18 protein-coding genes are annotated in these 21,189 nt (G+C 46.0%); 6 read left to right on the forward strand and 12 right to left on the reverse strand.

The window, feature by feature from the left end; genetic code table 11:
* The first annotated feature begins 234 nt into the window (after positions 1–234).
* Positions 235–1,392: a UDP-N-acetylglucosamine--LPS N-acetylglucosamine transferase gene (locus tag TCA2_RS13975; protein ID WP_047912210.1), complete on the forward strand. Its 1,158-nt coding sequence runs from the start codon at positions 235–237 to the stop codon at positions 1,390–1,392.
* Positions 1,393–1,515: 123 nt separating this feature from the next.
* On the opposite strand, the gene TCA2_RS13980 is transcribed toward TCA2_RS13975, so the two are convergent.
* The 3 genes from TCA2_RS13980 to thpR form a co-directional block, all read right to left on the reverse strand.
* Positions 1,516–2,199: a metal-dependent hydrolase gene (locus TCA2_RS13980; RefSeq protein WP_047912211.1), complete on the reverse strand. Its 684-nt coding sequence runs from the start codon at positions 2,197–2,199 to the stop codon at positions 1,516–1,518.
* 120 nt (positions 2,200–2,319) lie between these two features.
* The gene (locus TCA2_RS13985) at positions 2,320–3,219 is read right to left on the reverse strand and encodes a cell wall hydrolase (RefSeq protein ID WP_047912212.1); all 900 of its coding nucleotides are present in this window, start codon (positions 3,217–3,219) and stop codon (positions 2,320–2,322) included.
* Between the two features lie 314 nt (positions 3,220–3,533).
* On the reverse strand, positions 3,534–4,097 hold the full coding sequence (thpR, locus tag TCA2_RS13990; protein ID WP_047912213.1) for an RNA 2',3'-cyclic phosphodiesterase: 564 nt from the start codon (positions 4,095–4,097) through the stop codon (positions 3,534–3,536).
* A gap of 613 nt (positions 4,098–4,710) precedes the next feature.
* Between thpR and TCA2_RS13995 the strand changes: the two genes are divergently transcribed.
* Positions 4,711–5,667 (forward strand): D-2-hydroxyacid dehydrogenase, encoded by a 957-nt coding sequence (locus TCA2_RS13995; protein WP_047912214.1) that lies wholly within the window; start codon positions 4,711–4,713, stop codon positions 5,665–5,667.
* Between the two features lie 151 nt (positions 5,668–5,818).
* On the opposite strand, the gene TCA2_RS14000 is transcribed toward TCA2_RS13995, so the two are convergent.
* Both TCA2_RS14000 and TCA2_RS14005 read right to left on the reverse strand, forming a co-directional pair.
* A complete protein-coding gene (locus TCA2_RS14000) occupies positions 5,819–6,796 on the reverse strand; it encodes a TRM11 family methyltransferase (protein ID WP_047912215.1) in 978 nt (325 codons plus the stop codon).
* Between the two features lie 83 nt (positions 6,797–6,879).
* The gene (locus TCA2_RS14005) at positions 6,880–8,592 is read right to left on the reverse strand and encodes a methyl-accepting chemotaxis protein (RefSeq protein WP_193746046.1); all 1,713 of its coding nucleotides are present in this window, start codon (positions 8,590–8,592) and stop codon (positions 6,880–6,882) included.
* Between the two features lie 511 nt (positions 8,593–9,103).
* On the opposite strand from TCA2_RS14005, the gene TCA2_RS14010 reads away from it, so the two are divergent.
* Complete coding sequence (locus TCA2_RS14010) at positions 9,104–10,117, forward strand: glycosyltransferase (protein ID WP_047912217.1); 1,014 nt, start codon at positions 9,104–9,106, stop codon at positions 10,115–10,117.
* A 71-nt stretch (positions 10,118–10,188) separates the two neighbouring features.
* On the forward strand, positions 10,189–11,244 hold the full coding sequence (locus TCA2_RS14015; protein ID WP_047912218.1) for a glycoside hydrolase family 99-like domain-containing protein: 1,056 nt from the start codon (positions 10,189–10,191) through the stop codon (positions 11,242–11,244).
* Here TCA2_RS14015 and TCA2_RS14020 read toward each other — a convergent pair.
* The 4 genes from TCA2_RS14020 to TCA2_RS27195 form a co-directional block, all read right to left on the reverse strand.
* On the reverse strand, positions 11,232–11,630 hold the full coding sequence (locus TCA2_RS14020; protein WP_047912219.1) for a hypothetical protein: 399 nt from the start codon (positions 11,628–11,630) through the stop codon (positions 11,232–11,234). The genes TCA2_RS14015 and TCA2_RS14020 overlap by 13 nt on opposite strands.
* A 113-nt stretch (positions 11,631–11,743) precedes the next feature.
* Positions 11,744–12,688 carry an MsnO8 family LLM class oxidoreductase gene (locus TCA2_RS14025; protein ID WP_047912220.1) on the reverse strand — a complete coding sequence of 315 codons (945 nt, stop codon included), beginning with the start codon at positions 12,686–12,688 and terminating at the stop codon, positions 11,744–11,746.
* Between the two features lie 20 nt (positions 12,689–12,708).
* Positions 12,709–14,121 (reverse strand): deoxyguanosinetriphosphate triphosphohydrolase family protein, encoded by a 1,413-nt coding sequence (locus TCA2_RS14030; RefSeq protein WP_047912221.1) that lies wholly within the window; start codon positions 14,119–14,121, stop codon positions 12,709–12,711.
* Positions 14,122–14,431: 310 nt separating this feature from the next.
* Positions 14,432–14,605 (reverse strand): hypothetical protein, encoded by a 174-nt coding sequence (locus TCA2_RS27195; protein WP_193746048.1) that lies wholly within the window; start codon positions 14,603–14,605, stop codon positions 14,432–14,434.
* 360 nt (positions 14,606–14,965) lie between these two features.
* Between TCA2_RS27195 and TCA2_RS14035 the strand changes: the two genes are divergently transcribed.
* The gene (locus TCA2_RS14035) at positions 14,966–16,804 is read left to right on the forward strand and encodes a 5'-nucleotidase C-terminal domain-containing protein (protein WP_047912222.1); all 1,839 of its coding nucleotides are present in this window, start codon (positions 14,966–14,968) and stop codon (positions 16,802–16,804) included.
* 443 nt (positions 16,805–17,247) lie between these two features.
* Here TCA2_RS14035 and TCA2_RS14040 read toward each other — a convergent pair whose 3' ends face one another.
* Positions 17,248–18,996, reverse strand: a complete 1,749-nt coding sequence (locus TCA2_RS14040; protein ID WP_047912223.1) for a proline--tRNA ligase — start codon at positions 18,994–18,996, stop codon at positions 17,248–17,250.
* A gap of 85 nt (positions 18,997–19,081) precedes the next feature.
* Positions 19,082–19,246, reverse strand: coding sequence for a hypothetical protein (locus tag TCA2_RS27200; RefSeq protein WP_193746049.1), 165 nt, complete (start codon positions 19,244–19,246; stop codon positions 19,082–19,084).
* A 238-nt stretch (positions 19,247–19,484) separates the two neighbouring features.
* On the opposite strand from TCA2_RS27200, the gene TCA2_RS14045 reads away from it, so the two are divergent.
* Positions 19,485–20,159 carry a 3'-5' exonuclease gene (locus TCA2_RS14045; protein ID WP_047912224.1) on the forward strand — a complete coding sequence of 225 codons (675 nt, stop codon included), beginning with the start codon at positions 19,485–19,487 and terminating at the stop codon, positions 20,157–20,159.
* Positions 20,160–20,170: 11 nt separating this feature from the next.
* Here TCA2_RS14045 and TCA2_RS14050 read toward each other — a convergent pair whose 3' ends face one another.
* Positions 20,171–21,175 (reverse strand): YafY family protein, encoded by a 1,005-nt coding sequence (locus tag TCA2_RS14050; protein ID WP_047912225.1) that lies wholly within the window; start codon positions 21,173–21,175, stop codon positions 20,171–20,173.
* Positions 21,176–21,189 lie beyond the last annotated feature (14 nt).

Genomic DNA, 21,189 nt, shown 5'->3' on the forward strand with positions numbered 1-21,189 from the left:
CTCCCTCTGTCATCTATTTATTAATGACCAAAAATCTATTTTGGTCATTCAGTCAAAAACCACTTTATCACTTTTATTTCTTTTTAGCAAGAAAAATCACATTTTTTGAGACTTCTTACATGCCAAATTCGTTTAATGTATTGCAGGGTTTTATTATTCCCGTTTCGTCATATGATTTAGAGAGCTTTATACATACCGAACAGCCAAATCTCAATTTATGAAATAGGTGAATTTATGAAGAAGAAGAGAGTGCTCTTGCAGTCAGAAGGTTTCGGTACCGGACATACACAAGCAGCACATGCCATTGAGAAGGGGCTCAAAATTCTGTACCCTCATGTGAATGCACGTGTCATTGAGCTTGGCAAAATATTGAATCCCACGGTAGCGCCCTTCATTCTGGGTGCCTATCGCAGAACGATCACGATGAGCCCCAAGCTGATCGGGATGATCTATCGAACCAATTATAACCGAAGCCTGACCGGATTTCGAAGACTCGCGCTTCACCGGCTATTCTATAACCACGCCAAGAAGGTGCTGACTCAGCTGAACCCGGATGTTATTATTTGCACGCATCCTTTTCCGAATGCGGTGATTTCCAGATTGAAGCGTCTTGGACTAGACATCCCATTGTACACCTTAATAACGGACTACGATGCTCATGGGACCTGGATTAGTCCGGAGGTCAATCAATACCTCGTCTCGTCTCCCAAGGTTGAGAGAATGCTGCTTGAGAGAAACGTAGATTCGCAGCGAATTCGGATTACCGGCATACCGGTTCATCCTGACTTCTGGAACAAGCAGCCGAAGGAGGCGGTCCGAGAGGAGCTTAGTCTGAGGAATATCCCTACGGTCATGATTATGGGGGGAGGCTGGGGACTGCCGCTTCAGGATCAGCTCATGGAAGACATCGCTTCCTGGAAGGGCAAGATTCAGCTCGTCTTCTGTGTCGGCAACAATGAGAAGCTGGCCGAGCGTCTAAGAGAATCCGCTATGTTCCAGCATCCCGATATTCATATCATAGGCTACACACGCAAGGTTAGCAAATTGATGGATGCTTCAGATCTTCTTGTAACGAAGCCAGGCGGCATGACTTGTACAGAAGGGCTGGCCAAAGGTCTTCCTATGCTGTTTGCTCCCCCGCTGCCCGGGCAGGAGGAAGAGAATTGTGATTATTTTGTTAAATCCGGATATGGTACTGTTCTTCAGAACTCGTATGTACTTCATCAGCAATTCTCAAGATTGCACCATCTGTATGCAAACGGCATTGCAGTGAGCGCTGCTGACACCCGACTGAATGAGTATGAGCCAGAGGCCTGCACAAGAACCGTGCATGAGCTGTTGATGCAGAGCGCAACACGCCGTACTCCGGTTATGCAATATGCTTCCCGTTAATACGTCATCCCATTCCATACCATATCCAAAAAAGAGCTGCATGCCCATTCGTCCACGGTTGGCGAATTACGCAAATGCAGCTCTTATTATATCTTCAGATCTGTTCATAATCTGTATTACAAGTTACAGTGTTGTGCTCGCTCCCGGCTCCAGTATTACAGTCTCAATCTCTTCCTGGCTCAGAAGCTGGCGGAAGTGATTCGGATCCTGCTCCAGCCCAGGGAACGTATTGTAGTGAATAGGAATGACTTGCTTCGTGCGAATCCAGGTGGCTGCCATCGCAGCATCCTCTGGTCCCATCGTCAAACCATCACCGATCGGAAGCGCAGCAATATCAATATGGTTCAGTTCTCCGATGATACGCATGTCACCAAATAAAGCCGTGTCTCCAGCATGATATAAAGTCTTGCCGCCCATCGTCAGCAGAATGCCCGCAGGTTGTCCCAAATAAACAGGCTTGCCGTCGATATCAAGAGACGAGCTGTGGAATGCCAGTGTAAACTTCACTTTGAAGCCGTCAAACTGATGGCTGCCTCCTGTATTCATATGATGCGTCTTCACGCCTTGATTCTGACAATAATCAGCCAGCTCGTATACAGCTACAACCGGGCAGTCATTTGCTCTGGCAATGGCAAGGGTATCACCAAAATGATCGGAGTGGGCATGAGTCAACAGCACCGCATCCACTTTAACCTCTTCCGGAGCAATCGTTGCCTTCGGGTTTCCGGATAGAAAGGGATCGATAATGACCCGTTTGCCTTCAGCTTCAACGAACAAACAAGAATGACCATAGTACGTAATTTTCATAGATTATTACCTCCTATGCATAGGTTATACCCCGTGGAATAACGGACATATCACATCCATTATATCACTTGTCGAATCAATTTCATAAATCATTCAAAAGGGATTATGAATGGATTCGGCCTATTTATAAAAGGTATGGTGACCAATTGTTTTCACCTTTTCTTGAGAATGGTGTACGGTAAGGTCGTCAGCCAGGGTAATAGATAAGAAGAAGAGCGTATCATCAGGTACTTCCTTCCGCCCGTGCATGGCTTCGTTTACAGCTTGAATAGCGTCCTCGTTAGGCGTCACACGGTCCATACGGCCGTTCGCAACAGGACTGAACTGATATTTCTGATATATTACATCCTTAATGGTATCGGGATAATTGGCTGACCGCAGCCGGTTTAAGACAACGTTAGCTACAGCTACTTTGCCTTCGTACGGTTCGCCTTCTGCTTCTGCCATCACAATTTTTTGCAGCATAAGCAGTTCCTTATCCGTCACGGGGTAGTCCCAGGTCGATTTATCTTTGTCTGCCTGAGTTAATAGTTCCGTACGGGTAAAGAATAAAGTTTCGGGGGGAGTGGTCTTCATTTTTTCAGCGGTTAATTGAGCAAGTGCTTTTTGCTTCTCCAGCTTCTGTTGCTTCTCTAGAGCCGCCAGTTTCTTCGCTTTCTCGGCTTGCTGCTGTTCTTTGAGAGCTTCTGCTTCCAAATGTTCAGCTGCCTTGATCGAAATATAGTCCGTGGCAATGCGCGGTGTGCCAACCGCGGTCACCGATTGGTTCGTCATTTCATGAATTGCAGATGTCCTTGCAATAGATTTCACAGCAGTGGCTCCGTCCCCATCAGAGCTTGTCCTGCGAATATGATCTGCCGCTTCATTATGATGAGCGGTCTGAGCCGTCTCCGGCATTTCCTTTGTTGCACTATCCCCATATACTTCAACAGCCTTCACAATAAGGCTGGCCCCCAATATAAACACCAGCAGCACGATCATCAGAGGTGCTACCCAGCGAATCTCTCTATTTGTATTCATAATGACCTCCTGTTATATCGGCACAATTCTACTTAACTGTAACCAAAAATGCAAGGTTTGAATAACAGATAATATACCAAATACAGTCTCTACAACAGGGAAAAGTGCTCTATGCGGATGCTTGTCCACATCAAAAATTCCGTTGATCTATCAAGCTTTTTCGCACCCGAACACCTGATCCCAAAAAATACTAAATAAAAAATATAATTTTTGTGAACTTTAGTTTTTTTTGACTCAAATTATATCTTTTTTCTGGTTGTAAAAGCTATAAATGGTTATAGATTACCATATTAAGGAGTCTATGAATTTATGCATTATAAATCGTATTTTCCTATCATTTCATACATCGGCTTTTGACCCATATTTGTCTTATATAGCACAAATCCTTCCACCAGCCAAGTGTCATCCCATACCCCGTCCATCAGCTCACTTAAGTTAAAAGAGCCTAGGCGCTCCTGATTAAATTTGCGTGCCGTTGTAATATGCGGACGATAGGGACGTTCCTCCGGTACAAACCCTAATGGTAGGGTTGATTGTACGATTGACTGCTGCAGTGAAAACAGGCTGTCCAGCTCACCCTCCACCCCTCTCCACAATACTCTCGGTGCCCGTTCGGAACCAAACACACCCGGCTCCCCAATCTTGAGCGGAAAAGGCTGCACCTGATTCGCTGCTTCCTGCAAAGCTTCATGCAGCTTGTCCAGGACCGCTGGATCCGTATCGCCCAAGAATTGCAAAGTGATATGATAATCCTCTTGATGAGTCCGATTTCGAAAAGGAAGCTGATCCTTGTGATGCTCCATCCATTGATGCAGCTTATTTTTTATTTCATCCGGTATTCGGACAGCGGTAAAGAGTCGTACCTTGTGATCTGACATATGCATTTATCCTCACTTTATGTTTTTTAGTAAGATGAATTCAATAAGTTATCGTCATACGCCTTCCACGTACAACCATTATACACCAGAATATATTAACAATATCCTAGTACTAGTATCAGGTACTAATTGCGGTATATTAGGTATATTTTCCATAGCAACATATGACTTACAGCCTATTTCACACCAAAATAATTGGTTTAAATTATCTGCCTTACCTCTAATTCATCATTTCCTTATCCATCTGATCCTATGTAAAGAAACAAGCAGTTTACCGCACTAAATAAAAGATAAGAACCATGATCCTCTTCTCTATTTCATCGTTAAAATTTTTTTCTTACTATATAATATGTATACAATGCCATAGTAGGTTCAATGTCACCGTTCATGTCATATAAGTATACAGAAGTTACCTCCTCACGCACAGAAATACCAATATATAACATATACATATAAATTTACATTTATCCAGAAAAATCTTTACTTTTTAGCAGCGTCGAGTGAACTTCTTCTATTTATATATACCCACCGTTTATCGAACTGCGTTATAATTGCCCGCTTGCGGCAACACTGCTACACTAGAGCTATTATGGTAGCAGGAGGAGATCTCGATATGAGCAGTATTGTAAGCTTACACGCATTTACAGAGTCACAGCAACAGCTAGTTCAAGAAATAGCCCCTGATTACAAACTAACAATAGGTAAAGCCAAGGAGCTGGATCCTTCCGTCCTGAAGAACGCCGAAATTCTGGTGGGCTGGGCCCGAAACCATGCAGATACGCTGCTTGATCCAGACAGTAAATTAAAATGGGTTCAAACCTGGTCTGCCGGAGTGGATTATCTGCCTCAGGCCGAGCTGAGTGATCGAAATATTCTGTTGACGAATACAAGTGGAATTCATGCCATACCGATCTCTGAGATGGTCTTCGGTATGCTGCTGTCCATGTCCCGCATGCTGAAGCAAGCAATTCTCAATCAAGCAAGTCGGAATTGGGACTCAAACGATACCGCGATGAGCGAGCTTCATGGCAAGACCATTGTCATCGCGGGTGTAGGGGAGATTGGGACCGCAACAGCCAGACTGGCAGAAGCCTTCGGTATGAACGTGGTCGGTGTACGCAAATCCGGCAAGCCTGCCCCTCATGTAAGCAAGATGGTGAAGATGGAGCAGCTGGAGGAAGTATTGTCTGAAGGTGACTACATCATTAACATCCTCCCTCTTACAGAGGATACGAAGCATTTGTTCAACGAACAGACCTTTAGTGCAATGAAGACGGGTGCTTGCTTCGTCAATGTAGGGCGAGGAGCAACCGTTCAGACATCTGCTCTGGTTAAAGCATTAGAAGAGAAGAAGCTCTCCGCTGCAGCACTCGATGTATTCGAGGAAGAGCCGCTGCCAGCCGATCATCCTCTGTGGGGAATGGACAACGTACTGATCACTCCGCATTTTGCCGGCAGCACACCTCATTATTCTGAACGCGCATTCGAGGTCTTCCTTGAGAATCTAAAGGCCTATGTCAAGAATGAGGATCTGCCCCGTAACCTGGTAGATTACAGCCGATCCTATTAACCAGCCTGAGGATGGTCAATCGTCCATCACCTGTGCTTCATTCATTAGCTCAATCTGAAAAATAAAATAAGGTCTGATGCTCTCTGCGGTGAACTGCAGATGCGTATCAGACCTTATTTGCCATTTACTTCAATTTTGAATAGATCACTGCTTATCCTTGATGTTCACACAACCATATATCTCGAGTAAATGACCCCTTCGTAACCTGGACATGATGCTGAATCCTCCATCCTGACCTGTTTAATTGCTCCTCCAATGGTTCTGTGCTTATGATGACCGCTTCATCAGCAAGTCTCGCCAGACTCCGCAGCATTCCTAGCTGCTCCTCCATAGATAATACAGAGCACAGATTGTAGGGCAGATCAAGAACAGCACGGTCAGCATGACCCATCAGATCATTCATGTCCCCCAAGGTGACAAGATTTGCGTCATAACCATAATGTTCGAGATTGACTCTCGCCCCCCGAATAGCCAGCGGATTCAGATCGTTGCCTCTAATCTTAATTCCCATCGAGAGGGCTTCGATCAATACATTCCCCATACCGCAGCAAGGATCCATCATTGAGACCTTCTCCCCTTCAGGAGCTGCCACATTGACTATTGCTCTTGCGATGCGTGAGCTGAGGCCGGTCGAATAATTATAAGGCTTATTCTTATGCTGCAGCCATATGGGCTCCGCATACCGGGCGATGCCGAATACCCATGTGTTCTCCAATTGCATTAATCCATAGGTTATGTCAGGGTCCTTCATTTTAGCCGTTCCTGTAATGCATTCCCCTGCTCTGCGTTCAAGCTTCCGTTGTTCATCATACGGACAGTGAACCCCTTCCTTAATATATACAACTTTAAACGTACGATCCTTCGGCACCTGAATCGCATGCGAATCGATGTCTGCAAGCAGCCCGTCATACTCCTTATTCTCAGCGATGACCTCAAGACGCAGCTTCATGAAGGGACTGCGTGACGGTTCAATGAGGCGAGTGGAACGAAGATAAGCTTGCTTCGGGGGTACATTCGTACCCAGAAGACGCTGCAGCTCCAAATGACAAAGAGCCTGTTCACTCTCGTGACAGGCATAAATGTATATTAAATCTGTAGGATGATGTTCCTTATTGTGTGTATGTGTCATTAGCAATCTCAGCAATTCCCTTCTGAATGGTGAATGCAGCAGCCGGGCTGCTTGCTCATATTCACTGTGTCGTTACGCTCCTATTATACTCGAAGCGCCGATACCGAAGCGAGCAGTTCTTCTGACAGCTTCTTGAGCTGCTGAATATTCTCTGCCACACCTTCCAGCGAACCGGACTGTTCTTCTGCAGAAGCAGACACTTCCTCCACACTGGCTGCGGATTGCTGAGATATCGCAGAGATCAGCTGGCTGAAATCGTTCATTTGTCCACTGAGATCTTCCATTTCAGACAGGCCATTAGAAATCTCTTGAATGACATCCACCATCTGATGCACCGAGCTCGTAATCTGGTTGAAGGCCTCATTCACGGCTTCCATCTGTGCCGTTCCTCTTCTCGTCTCTTCTACACCGCTTTGCAGCGATTGAACGACCGACTTAGATTCCTGCTGAATCGTTTCCGTCAGCTCATTGATTTGACCTACTGCCTGTGAAACATCCTCCGAGAGTGTGCGTACCTCTTCAGCTACGACAGCAAAGCCCTTCCCATGTTCACCCGCTCTCGCTGCCTCAATCGAAGCATTCAGGGACAGAAGGTTTGTCTGTTTCGCAATATCACGAATGACATGCAGCAGCTGGTAAATATTCTCGTTAGATTGATCCAGCTTATTCACCTGCTCCATGGAGATGGATACCCGACTTGCGATTTGTCTCATCTGTTCAATAGACTGACTCATTGTATCTTTACCCAGTGTACCTTGTTCAAGTACCAGCTCCGACATCCCTCTAAGCTGCTCTCCTTTAGCCGCATGGTCCTGAATATGCTCATTCAACCGCTCAACGGTTCTTGCAGAGGACTGTGCTGTTTCTGCCTGACTTTCCACCGCTTTGGCTGATTCCTCCATCGATAAGGCAATCTGCTGACTGCCAATCTTCACCTCTTCGGATGTGGCTGCCAGATGAGTGGTCTGCTCACCAATGATCTCTGAAGAGCTCTTAATTCGATTCACAATCTGAACTAGACTCGCCTTCATTTGGTTAATCCCTTGTCCAAGTGTAGTCAGCTCATCCTCCATATCACGTTGGATATCCTCCACAGACAGATTACCCGCGGCTATCTCTTTGACATTGTTTTCAATCTGCTTGATCGGCGTAACCAATGTCTTGATCAGCGCATAAGTACTGATTAATGTCATCACCACTATAAAGGCAATCCCGATAAAGAGTACAATTTCTGAGGTTCTGGCACTATCCTCAAGCTCTTGGGCCGACCGATCTGCTTCTTCTTGAATAAAAGCCGATAAAGACATCAGCTCACTCTGCATCTTGTCGAAAGAAGCCGTGCCCTTCATGAGCACTTCATAAGCCAGCTCAATATCATTCGCATCACTCCGATTCATCGCTTGGGTATTGATCTTGAAGTATTCCTCCCAAGCTGCAGAGAAGGCGTTATAATATTCCCTTTCTGTATCTGTTGCAATCAGCGAGCCATATGCCTGTCTGACAGCAGTAAGCTGTCGTATGTAATCCGTACGTTCCTTGGCAATAGCCGCTTTGCTCTCCTGATCGGAAACAGACGCCAAGAAGTAACTGTAGCTCAAGGATTGGATATGTTCAGTCGTGAAGATTAGATCGTCAATCTTGCTAATGGACGGCATCCAGTTTCTCGTAATGCTCGTCGTGTTCTTTTCCATCGTTCCGAGTAGTGTTAAAGTAATGATCCCAATTGCGACGACATAGATAAGCAGCGGTACCATGACAACCGATATTCTCTGCCTGATGCTTTTTAATTTAAACACCTGTTCTCCCCCTGTGCAGCTATATAAAGCTCTTTGTGTTGTAGCCTGAAGCCATTCCATAATACACTTGAACGATGAAATGGATTCTCTCCTACTATTATTTCGGTAAGCAGCTTACAAATTATAAGATTTGACCACTATGTATATTTCAAATTGTTTCGAACGCCCTTTTTATCAACACTTAGGTAATTGTCCTGAAACAAACGGGGCTCACATCATAGACTAGAATAAATCTGACGATTAAGGATCGGGTTTAACTATGAGAAAAAAAGAAAAAAAATCGGAAATCCGAAGCACCACTACCGTGCGTAATAAGATCCCTTCTAATAAGAGACAGAGTAAATCTCTAAATAAGTCTCTAAGTAAATCCCAGAGTAAGTCTCCAGATAGATTCAAAAATAAATCCCAGGAGAATGTCCAAGACAAACTTCAGAGTACACTTCAAGACAAAGTCCTACGCAAATCTAAATTCAGAGCCTCAGCCAAAGCCACACCGGCAGTCCCAATAGTCATGCGTCCTTCCCGGATGGAAACTGCTCAAGAGGATTTATCACTACAGCCAAACCGAAGATGGTTATCGCATCAGCGTCAGCCTGTGCCAGACGTCCAGACCCATGATCCCAGAAACGCCAAATCCATGCGGCTCGCACTCCTGATTCCGTTGACAGAACAGTTTACTCCGTCAATGGAAAGCCAGATTACAGACTCGCTACGCATGCTAGTCAAAGAAGTCATCATTCTCAAGATCAATGAGAATCTTCAAGATAGTCTGTCGACTTATAAGCCAGATCTCTTACTATGTATCGGCAATCAAGCTGCACAATTCATTACACCTGAACTCATATCACAATCGATTCATACAAGAACAGCCCTCTGGTTGAATGATCCTTATGAGCCTTGCGAGAATATCGCTTTTGCATACCATGACTGGGACCTTGTCATCACACAGAACATGCTGCATCTTCCTGTATATGAGAAATACAGTTATAGACACATTGTTGTTATGCCATATAGTGCGGATCCGTTAGTTTACAAGCCTCATCAGCCACAGCCCAATTTCCATTCCGATCTCCTCATTGTTGGAGATTACTCAGAGGAACGTCTCCTCTATGTCCATGTCATCCGCCAGCGATGTGAGGGTAAGAAGATCCGAGCGTTAGGTCGAAACTGGGAATCTGTGGATCAGATTGAGATTTGTCAGCCCGATAGCGAGATGATGCTCAGTGCGTACTATAACGGAGCCAACATGATCGTTCATTGGGATGCTGCACCTCGTCCATTGTATGAGATCGCAGCGTGCGGGGTATTTCAAATAGTGGAGAACTCTCCGGATATTCACGAGCTGATGAAGCCTGGCGAGGATGTTGTCATCTTCAGCAACCCCGAACAGCTTGGCTCCAAGCTCCAATACTACAGCGAGAACACGGATCAAAAAAGAATGGTTGCTTCAAGAGCTCTCTATAGCAGCAAATACGATTATTCCTTTCTCCAGTCTGCTATGAAACTAATCTACAGTCTGATATGAACTAATCCCGCAGTTAAACAATCTATTCTATTAGCTAGCTAACCATACTCAGGATTAGGTGGTGTCCCTGCATGAAGCTGATCGCTTATTATTTACCTCAATTTCATCAAATCCCTGAGAATGATCTGTGGTGGGGAGAAGGCTTCACTGAATGGACGAATACACAAAAAGCACGGCCGCTGTATCCCAATCACCGACAGCCAAAGGAGCCACTAAAGGATTATTACTATAATTTGATGGACCCGTCGGTTCGGGAATGGCAGGCGAGCTTGGCCCAATATTATGGCATCTATGGGTTCTGCTATTACCATTATTGGTTCAAAGGAAAACGGCTGCTCGAAAAGCCGCTTGAAGCCTTGCTTCAGTCCGATACTCCTGACTTCCCCTTCTGTCTCTCCTGGGCCAATGAGCCGTGGACACGCAGATGGGATGGCAGTGATGATGAAATCCTCATGCCCCAGGATTATGGAGATGAAGCCGATTGGGCTGAACACTTCGTTGAGCTGCTTAAAGTATTTAATGACAAGAGGTATATTCGTATTGAGAATAAGCCCTTATTCGTAATCTATCGTCCGGGTCTGATTCCAAGGTGTGAAGAAATGCTCGAATACTGGAACAAGCTTGCGGTGCAGCATGGACTTCAAGGCATCTATTTTGTAAGGACGCTGGGCGGGTTTGATATTCCGAATCAAGCCGGATTTGAGGCGAGTGTTGAATTTGAGCCGCATTATACCTTTGCGCATGCACATACGCAGGGCCTATGGAGCAAGATAAAAAAGAAGGAGAACGAGCACCTGGTATTTGACTATGACGGTGCCTGGGAGATGATCTTGTCCCGTTCTCCTCATCGAAGCGGAGAGCAAATTATACCTGGTGCTTATGTGAATTGGGATAATACCCCGCGCAGAGGATACCACGGGCAGAGCTGCATCGGATCCAGTCCGGAGAAATTTGCTTACTATCTGACTAGACAAATAGAGCGGGCAGCTCAGGTATACAATTCTTCATTTCTGTTCGTCAATGCGTGGAATGAATGGGCGGAGGGGACCTATCTAGAGCCGGACAAAGATCACGGCTTCGCCTATTTGGAGGCGGTCAGAACCGCGCTTCTGAATTACGCGCCATGAATCGCAAGTGTAGGGAGACCACTGCTGGTATCCACAATAATCATATAGTTGAGTCCGTCTGTACCCTTAAGCATGAGGCCGGGCTGCGTCGGTAAGGTTGCAGGATAAAACCGCGTTGAGACCGTACTTGCTGCTACCGGAGGAACTGTAGGAGTTCCTACGGACATGAGCCGAGATCCAGCCACTACATTCTGCCCTGCGCTCACATTTAGACCCGCACCCAAATTCCCTTGGATTGTTGCATTATCATCTACAAACACGCCGCCGCCCCATATACTCATACTGCCGGCGATATCTAAATTTCCGATGGTTGAATTTCCATTGACATGAAGATGGCCGAGAATTGTTTGATTCCCCGTTACAAGTACCTGATCAAAAGTCGGCATAATTCTATCACTCCTTCCTTTTTACTATCCATTCTATGTAATTGCTTCTCTTTTGCTATATAGCAAAAGTACAATTCAATGGCTATTTCAATAGAGAATGATAGTCTGCCTAATCAAGAAAGCTGCATTGCTTCCGCCAGCAATTGATATGTCACCAGCCTCTGCTCGTAGCGGGCGGCACGGGTTGCGATCAGCAGGCTGCTGGATTGTGTACGCTCACTCAGCCTGATGAGTTCTTCCCTTACCTTCTCCGGGTTCCCGACAATGACTGGATATTCAGCAGCAGGGAGACCTGGAGACGACTTCTCCTGATGCTTGACGGAAGCTTGTTCCTTCCAGGAATGGGCTTCTTCCGTCGTTGGAGCACAGATCACACTGACTGCGATGAAGGCCTGAGGTCTAACCATACTTTTGGAAGGAACAAAATTTGCCGTATATCTCTCAATCATCTCTGCCCCGTCGTGCTCACTCATAAATTGGCCAAATACATAACCTGTTCCTAAACTTGCAGCATAGTCTGCACTCTTCACATTCGTGCCAAGCATCCACAGACCGGGGCCGCTGACCGGGACTGGCTTCGCAGCCACTACTTCCCCTTCATAGGTATACTCCCCTTGAAGGAGCTGCTGGAGCTCCTTGACCCGATCCGGATATTCCGCCACCTTCTGCAGAAAATTGCCCGCCAGAGCCATCGATAGATGGGCAGATCCGCCGGGAGCACGGCCAATGCCAAGCTCGATTCGCCCAGGGTACAGGGTAGAGAGCAGGTTATATCTTTCTGCCACTAGAATTGGATGATGATAGGGCAGGAGTACTGCTCCTGAACCAAGCTTAATCTGATGAGTCCGGGCCCCGATATGGGATAGCAGCACTTCCGGGCTTGCCGATTCAACGCCTGGCAGATTGTGATGCTCTGAGGTCCAATACCTTGCATACCCGAGACGATCTCCTTCCATTGCCAGCTCTACCGATCGGCGAATCGCCTCTTCCGGTGAGCTGTCCATGAGGCTTGGCACAAGATCCAGTATGCCGAGTTCTATTCGCTTCGTTTCCATCATGATGTAATCTCCTTATCTGCTTAGTCCAGGTCATATATAGAGCCGACCTTCAGTCCATAGAGCTCGTTATATATCTTCTCGGCAAAAGCATCCGTCATCCCCGCAATGTAATCAATAATCATATGCTCCCAGGTCCATATCGGGCTCAGACGAGCCTGATCCTTCTCATACCGCTGCAGCCAGTCGGTTGGAATAATGGCCTTCGAAGTAACCGGATCATTGAAGGCATGCCAGAGTCTGCGGATGATCCACTCGCTTCTTTTTTGCAGGCGCTGGACTCTTAGGTCCTTGATCATCGTCACCCACGCGAAGCTCTTCAGCACACTAACGGTACGAAGCATATCGAGGTCTTCCTTTCCTTCCTTTATAAAGGTAACCTTCTTCCAGTCGCCCGTATCAATAATTCCCAGAGCCGCTACGAATAAGCTGACCCAATACGCTTTGACCTCCCGCCGAGTACGGGAATAGTCATGATCACAGCCCGGAAGCTTCTCATTCCAAATCCGCAGGAATTCGTTCAGTACCTCATCTACTTTGGGCTCAATCTTCTCAGGCATCCATCCCATCCAGAACGGATCATCCAAGGTCATAATCTTGTCTACGATCAGTCTTTTGACATAAGGATCGTGCAGGAAGTGCTCATGCACCTCAATCTTTCCAGCCTTGATTCCGTCCTCCAGATCATGCGCGGAATACGCAATGTCATCACATAGATCCATCAGCTGCGCTTCCAAGGTCTTCTGGCCTGCCGGTATGCCCCATTCGCTGCGTATCTCCTTAATATAGCTCCATTCATGATGGTACATGCCCTTCCTGTTCTCCGTGCCGGGATAAGGATATTTATTGATGCCCAGGAGCACCGCATCCGATAGATTAAGGCCGTCTATATTCTCACGCTTCTCCAGAAACATAATCAGCCTGAAATTATGGGCGTTCCCTTCAAAGTGCTCGTATTTCCGGCGCATCGTCTCTTCTACGGTCCGATACTGATGATTCGAGGATTTCCCTGTTCCGCTGGGATCTACAATCGACAAGGTCTTATCCTCAATCAAGTCGTTCAGAATGCTCCCCAGCACTTCCTCCCCTTTATGACCGAACGGAGGATGTCCAAAATCATGGGCGATCGAGGCGCATTCGACGACCTCCGGATCGATAACAAGTCCCGGATTATCGGCACGAAGCTCTTCAACATCGGGGTAGCGTCTTAAGAGACTCTTGGCTGCTTCGCGCGCAATCTGGGCCACCTCAAGTGAATGTGTCAGCCGTGTCCGATAATAGTCACCTGTTCCGGCTCCAAACACCTGGGATTTGCCCTGCAGTCTTCTAAAGGTTGGGGAATGGATCAAACGGGAATAGTCGCGTTCATACGTCGCCCTTGATCCTTCCGATTTATTAAGTTCAGCATATTGTCTATGTTCTCTCAGCTTCTCCATATAACTCCTCCAATGATTTGAACGTTCCACTTGTATAAGAATGAATCCTATCTCTTCATTTATTTATTACCCGAAATCATTTCATAATGCCTTTAGCTGCTGTAATCAATGCTAAGAATTCTACAATTGTACATTATTAAATGTGCAGAATTCGAATTGTGAAATTGTATCCAGTATAACCCCAATACGTATCATTTTCACTAGTTACACTTCTTCCACTATATTAAGCACTTACAGAAATAAGCCGCTTCTCGACAGGAGAGGCGACTTATCTCAGCTACAATCGTCTGTACTCTGCAACCCCTGCTCCTTACCTTCTTCCGAACAGGCTTGAGATCGCAATTAACAATCGTGTCTTTAATGTCTTATTTACAACCGACTTCTCTGACCCATTATTATAGAATGAAGGCTGCCGCTCATGTCCTAGATAATGTAGCTTCAGTTCTTCCATACGTACCATGTTTACCATCATTTCTTCTCTCATCCGTAACCCTCTCCCTGTTCCTCTATTTGAACTCATTGTACCGGTAATCCAGCTGTTCAACGTCGGCTTAGGGTCTGAACTGCAAGCATGAAAATGACTCCGTCTCGAGACGGAGTCATCATGACCCTACCTGCTTCGTTATTCAGATGCGCGTACATCGCACAGGAACAGATCAGGATCTGGAATAGAAACTTACCGCAAAGGGATAATATGGTATACTTCGAGCTATTTTGTAACAATTTGTGAAAAAAAGAGCCTCACGTCACGTTGGCGGCAGATATTTTACATAAATGATGAAGATTATATTTAATTTCTCTGATAGAATGTGCTTAAGTTAAAATTTGGGAGGGTTGGCCATCTATGTTTAAATGGAAAACAGCAATTTCTTCAGCTGCGGCTGCTGCACTATTATTTAGTTCTTTAGGACTTGCCAGCGCTGCTTCAGAAACAACAGGTTCTGTTTCTACTCCGAACAACAACGGGACACACATTACACTATTACATACGAATGATTCACACGCCCGTGCAGTCGAGTCTTCACCAAATATGGGCTACGCTAAGGTAGCAGGGATCTTTGATAAATACCGTGCTGAGAACCCGAACACCCTGTTTCTCGATGCGGGGGACGCTGTACATGGAACGACCTTTGCTACGTTGGTAAATGGAGAGAGCATTATAAAAGTCATGGACGAGATGGGCTATGATGCCTTCGTTCCCGGCAATCATGAATTCAATTATGGCTGGGAGCATCTCGTTACACTGACTGACAAGCTTAATTTCCCAACGATCAGTGCTAACGTAAGACTCAAAACCGATGGGACAAGCCTGTACGAGCCTTACATTATTAAAGAAGTAGATGGGGTTAAGATCGGTATCATTGGATTAACAACGCCAGAGACAGCTTATAAGACGAACCCTAAGAACGTAGATGAGATCGATTTTACCGATCCTTCGGATGAAGCTCAAAAATATGTAGATGAAATCCGCGATGAAGTAGATGTTGTCGTTATGCTCGCCCATATCGGTCAAGATGATTCAGATATGGACAACACCTTTGACATTCTGGACGAAGTTGACGGCATTGATATCTATATCGACGGACACAGCCACACGGTGCTGGAGGACGGATTCGTTGCTGACAATGGTACACTTGTTGCAAGCGCCGGCGAATATACGAATTATGTCGGTGTGGTTGATCTATGGGTGGATGAAGGCAAAGTCGTCTCCAAGAAAGCAACCTTGATTGATGAGACCGAAGCTGCAGGCATCGCTCCTAACGAGAAAGTAGCTGCTCTTGTGGCTTCTGTTACAGAAGAACAAGCTCCAATTCTGGATGAAGTCGTTGCTACGATCTCCACTGATCTGGAAGGTACACGCGAGAAGGTTCGTGCAGGCGAGACGAATCTGGGTGATCTGATCGCAGATGCACTTCGTGAAGTATCTGGTGCTGACATTGCCCTTACCAATGGCGGTGGAATTCGTGCTTCGATTGAAAAGGGAGAGGTAACCAAAGGAGAGGTTATCACGGTTCTTCCATTTGGTAATCAGATCGTTACTTTGAATGTTAAAGGAGAAGACGTCATTGCTGCCCTAGAGAACGGGGTAAAAAGCTATCCTGAAGCGAGCGGCGGATTCCCGCAGATCTCCGGTTTCAGCTTTAAGATTGATCCAGCCAAGGAGCCAGGAAGCCGCGTGCATTCCGTAATGGTAGGCAACGAGCCTATCGACCCTGAAGCTACTTACACACTGGCAACGAATGATTTCACTGCTATCGGCGGTGACGAATATGAAATGTTTACCAAGTATGCTCAAGCCGGTATGTACGGTTCCCTGGACGAAGCATTGATTACACATCTGCAGAAGCTGGGAAGTGCGGCTGTAACGACAGATGGACGTATCGCAGAAGCCGCAGCTCCTACAGTAACCACTCCTGTAGAAGAGACACCGGCTCCAGAAGCACCAGTGGAAGAAGAACAACCAGATACAACGACCAAACCAACGAAACCAACGAAACCGACGAAACCAACAACACCTTCTGTCGAGAAACCAAAGGTATATGTCGTTAAATCTGGTGATACACTCTACTCAATCTCGAAGAAACATGGCACAACCTGGCAAACGATTCAAAAGCTCAACAAGATTAAAAATGCTCACTGGATTTATCCAGGTCAAACTTTAAAATTACCTTCTGCTTCATAAAAACACGCAATCTATAGATCAAAAGTCGTATGCTATGGGTTGGGCTTCTAAATAATTCTAAAAATATTCAAAAAACTATTAATATCCTTAACAAGAATCCGATATTATAGTTATATAGTAATTATTTAGGAGTGAATCGAGTGTGACATATGTAATAATATACGTACCGAATAGGTACTAAGTCACACTAACCTATGAATGATCTTTATAGCAAACCCACGAGATAAGTAAGACGAAGAATATCATATGACGACATTAGATTTTCATCTAAGCTTGATGCCATTCAAGAAAAGTCCTGAACTCAAGGTTCAGGACTTTTCTCTGTTTCTAGTAATTTAATGTCAGCTATCAGAAAATGATAGATTTCCCGTGGACCCGATTTAGGATATATGGCAGGGTCAAATCTTTTAGAATCGAATATATTATATTATCCAATTTGACTATCACAAATAGGGTATAAGATGCAGCTTCGCCAAATCAATAATTTCTGCTAGAGAACAGCTGGACGCAAGACTTCCTTCAAGCTTCGCTTCGGTATAGAGCTTGCATTCCACTCGCCCGTCGGCAGCCTCTCTTCCTACAATAATTCTTAGCGGTATCCCGAACAAATCAGCATCCTTGAATTTGACTCCCGGCCGTTCATGGCGATCATCGACCAGGATTTCGAGCCCCAGCTGAGACAAGGCTTTCTCCATCTCGTTAGCAAGCTCCATCTGAACCGAATCCTTGCTTGATACAGGAATAATATGCACATGATACGGGGCAATCGATGCAGGCCAGTGCATCATACCGTCCTCGGCATATTGCTCTGCCACAGCTCCCACTAAACGCGACACTCCAATTCCGTAGCATCCCATGATCGGTACCTGCGGCTGCCCTTGCTGATCGAGGACAGAAGCCCCCATTGCATCGCTATATTTTGTACCCAATTTGAATATATGCCCTACTTCGATCCCTCGCTCGAAGGACAGCGCTGTACCGCATGAGGGACAAGTATCACCGCTGGCTGCATTTCTCACATCATGAACTTCATCCCAAGTGAAATCCAGTCCAGGCACGGACTGAACGTAATGATAGTCCTGCTCTCCAGCCCCAGTAACACTCGTCGTCATCTTCGTGACTGCGTGGTCAGCAATGACTGTCATCGAAAGATCATATGGACCCAGATATCCAACAGGCAGATTTAGCTCTCTGCTCATTTCTTCCGGCATGAGTTCAAGGGTGTGTGCTCCAAGCACCTTCTGCAGTTTAATCTCATTGACCTCATGATCGCCGCGAATAAGCACGGCTATAGGCCTGCCATCAGCCACATATAGCAAGGTCTTGATTACATCTTGAGCTGCCATTTTTAAAAAATGTGTTAATTCGCTAATGGACTTCATACCCGGTGTGTGTACTTTCACCTTAGCTGTAGCTCTATGCTGCTCTTGGGCGGCATCGAGAGCTTTGCTATTATCCAGATTCAGAGCAATTCCATACCCCGCCTTCTCCAGATTAGCAGCATAGTCGCAGTGGGTACAGAAAACAATGGTATCTTCACCGATGTCCGCAAGTGCCATATACTCATGAGTCTCACCACTGCCTCCAATCGTTCCAGCATCGGCTTCGACCTGCTTGAATCTCAGACCCAGACGTGTGAATATGCGGGAGTAAGCCTCACCCATTGCTGTATATGTCGTATCCAAATCCTCATATGTCGATGAGAACGAGTATGCATCCTTCATCGTAAATTCACGGCCACGGAGCACACCAAATCGTGGTCTTCGCTCATCCCGATATTTGGTACTGATTTGATACAGTGTAACGGGCAGCTGGCGGTAGCTCTGCACATTATCACGTACAAGCGATGTAATGACTTCTTCGTGAGTAGGCCCCAGTGCAAAAGGGCGTTCATGCCGATCTTGCAATCTCATCAGCTCTGGTCCATAATCGTCTGATCTTCCGGATTCGTCCCACAGCTCGAGTGGCTGCAACGAAGGCAGCAAGGTCTCTTGTGCACCAATACGGTCCATTTCTTCACGAATAATTCGCTCAATCTTAAGAAGCACTCTTCTCCCCAGCGGTAAGAAGCTGTACACTCCAGAAGCCGTCTGACGAATCATTCCTGAGCGAAGCAGCAGTTTGTGACTGCTGATCTCCGCTTCTGCAGGCGCTTCTCTTAAGGTTGGGGCGAGCAGCTGACTTTGTTTCATACCGATGTTCCTCCTTGTGTGTGTATTACAACGCAAAAAAAGACACTCTCGTCAGGGACGAAAGTGTCGTGGTACCACCCTAATTTTAATCTTGCTCGAAATCGTCCGGGCATGCCCTTTCTTCAAAGCGAGATCCTCTGCGCTGGCTTAACGTGCCGAGCTTCCGGCAGATGAATACAAACAAAATATCGTACCCATATGCAGCTCCAAGGTAGGAGTATAAGAAGCTTACCTGGAGATCTCTCAGCACTAACGGATCTCTTCTCTGACAGGAGGCTATTAGCATATACCATGTCCTTGTTCATTGCTGTTCACATTTTACAGAGCAGAATAATAGATTTACTGATTATTGTCAATCCTTTTCCATATAACGTGCTGTAGTTCTATCATTCTAAACACAAAGTGGAAAGAAAATACGCTGACAGTCTTGCAGCTACCAGGTAATATAGTATACAGGCCTCATCTCAAGCAGAAAGGAGTTATTGATCATGTTAAATTATATTATTTATGACTTGGAATTTACCGTTAGTCGAAGCACACGCTACACATCCGAAATTATTGATATCGGTGCAGTCAGGGTAGCTCCCGTAGGTGAAGACGGCACACTGGCTGTAATGGATACATTTCATACGTATGTAAGACCTTCTAATAAATCGGTGCTCTCTGCGGACACCATCCAGTTTACAGGCATTACACAAAAGGATATCGACGCAGCTCCGCTGTTCCCTGAAGCAGTGAAGGAGCTCATTAACTGGCTTCCTGAATCCTACTTTCTATGTTCATGGGGTCCGGATGATAAGAGCAAATTCGTCTCCCACTGCCGCACGCACCAAATGAAGGTCAACTGGATTATGAATCATAATGATGTACAGAAGCAAATCTCCCGCATCCTGCGCAAAGAAGGCGGTCCACGTCAGCTTGGTCTTAGTCAGGCCCAAATGCTATGCGGCATCGAGTTCGACGGAACGCAGCACCGGGCACTGGATGACGCTCTGAATACAGCCAAAGTATTCATCCATCATTTCAACCAGCTCAAGCTGGAGCAGAATAATGCTGCCGAAGAGGAAGGAACCAAATCCAAGCTCGTATATTCCAGCGGAGATGAAGACAAGCACAATCCATTTGGAGATCTGGCAAAATTGCTGGGATCATCCGATTCGTGATATTTATTATATCAAGCCTCTATACTACCCTCATTCTCATACAGCGCCAGCCAAGTCTTGAGCCTCTCTCGCAATTCATTCCGATACTGCGGGGGCTCGAGAATTTCCGCATCTGATCCATATTGGACCAGCCAGTCCATGAACTCCTTGTGATCATTCAAGGTTATCTCAAGAAGCAGGCTTCCTCCTGGCTCCTCTATTAACACGGGTTGTACCAGCATCTCACTTCTTCTGACCCGATCTGCGGCATGCGGCTTAAATCGAACCCTGTATGTAGTGTGCTCGTTACCTTTATGTACAGACCATGTTTCTTTGAAAAACGATTGCAGCTCCGCTGTTTCGCGCCGGAATGTCTGTGTCATGATATCTACCTCTCTGATACAGCTCATCCGCAGTGCTTCAACACGATTTGTTTGATGGCAATGACCGATTACATAAAAATGATGCTCCTTCGGAAGCAGATAATAGGGATCTATTCTTAACCGGTCGCCAGATCCTCCATCGATATGTCCCTCTGTTCCTTTAGCTGGCGACGAGTACGTCACTTCCATCGTATTCTGAAAGACAGAAGCTTGAACGATGGACACGAGCACCTTCTCATCCTGCTCATTGTCATAACCGGCTCCCAGCTTCATAACCGCTGCAAATTGCTCGGCCCATTCCACTCGTTCATTATTTTTCTTAAGGCTTGCAGCCATGACCTTCTCATAAGCACTTTCAAAAGCAGAGGGCAGGATCGGCTTAATCTGATCCATCTCCTCCGCTACTTTTGCAAAGGCTGCATCTTCTTCCTCTGTCCAGTTCAGCGGATAAAGTGCAAATCTGCTAATAAACTGATAGCCCCGGCCATGTCCCATATTTACAACCGGAATGTGCATTGCACTTAGGGCATCCATATCTCTGTAGATGGTGCGCTCCGTCGTCTCACAGCGTTCAGCAAGCTCTCTGGCCAAGATACCAGGCTTCGCTTGTACCAAGGTAATAATGCGCATTAATCGAATAAGTCGCTCTGTCATGCGTATCCTCCTAC

Source organism: Paenibacillus sp. TCA20 (genome assembly GCF_000732325.1).
Taxonomy (GTDB): Bacteria; Bacillota; Bacilli; order Paenibacillales; family Paenibacillaceae; genus Paenibacillus; species Paenibacillus urinalis.